The organism is Clostridium sp. ATCC BAA-442, assembly GCF_964239415.1.
Taxonomy (GTDB): domain Bacteria; phylum Bacillota; class Clostridia; order Oscillospirales; family Oscillospiraceae; genus Flavonifractor; species Flavonifractor plautii.
This window is the reverse complement of the sequence record NZ_CAXSQB010000099.1, coordinates 1-691: the sequence shown is the minus strand read 5'-3', so window position 1 is coordinate 691 and position 691 is coordinate 1. Positions and strand designations below refer to the sequence as shown.

The window sequence follows — 691 nt, the reverse complement described above, 5'->3', positions numbered from 1 at the left end:
CCCCCCCCCCCCCACGTTTGCTTATGCCCAGCCCTGCCACACCTCGGGGCAGTAGCCCACGGTGGCCTGCCTGCCATTGCGGACAATGGGGGTTTTCAGCAGCCTGGGGTTGTCCAGCAGCTTTTCCACCTTGTCGGCGTCGTAGGCCAGATAGGCCAGCAGGGCGGCGTCGGGGTGCTTGGGGTCGACGAGGGCCTCCAGCCCCACGGCGTTCAGCACGCTTTTCAGCTCCCCCGGGCTGATGCCGTACTTCCCCAGGTCGATGGACTGGAACCGGATACGCCGTTCCTTGAACCAGCGCTCCGCCTTTTTGGTGTCAAAACACTTGCTTTTTCCAAAAATCTGAATGTTCATGGCCGTTCTCCTTTGCTCTCTGGTCACAATATTGTATCATACGGGGGCGGTTCCGGCAATAATACGGGAAACTGTGTGTGAAAGGATGGTTTCCCACCTTGAAAGCGATCATTCTGTGCGGGGAAGGGGAGGAGGGGTTCGCCCCCCTGACGCTGGAGCGCCCCCTGCCCCTGCTGTCCCTGTTCGACAAGCCCCTGCTGGCCCACCAGGCCGGGCTGCTCCGCCGCCACGGCGTGCGGGAGATCGGTGTGGCCCTCCCACGCCTGTCCCGCATGGTGGAGGATGCGATGGGGGACGGGGAGGAGCTGGGGGTGCGCTTCACGTGGCTGCCCTGCCG

General features: G+C 63.7%; 2 protein-coding genes. One reads left to right on the top strand and one right to left on the bottom strand.

The genetic code is table 11. The features are described 5' to 3' along the window. Window positions 1-21: 21 nt before the first annotated feature. Window positions 22-354, bottom strand: coding sequence for an arsenate reductase family protein (locus tag ACESY8_RS19540; protein WP_009259178.1), 333 nt, complete (start codon window positions 352-354; stop codon window positions 22-24). A gap of 98 nt (window positions 355-452) precedes the next feature. On the opposite strand from ACESY8_RS19540, the gene ACESY8_RS19535 reads away from it, so the two are divergent. Then, window positions 453-691 (top strand): nucleotidyltransferase family protein (locus tag ACESY8_RS19535; RefSeq protein ID WP_498794959.1); only part of this gene is annotated, 239 nt, incomplete at its 3' end.

Excerpts from the sequence above, each read along its gene's own strand:
- ACESY8_RS19540 (WP_009259178.1), bottom strand. The coding sequence starts at position 354 with ATGAACATTCAGATTTTTGGAAAAAGCAAGTGTTTTGACACCAAAAAG.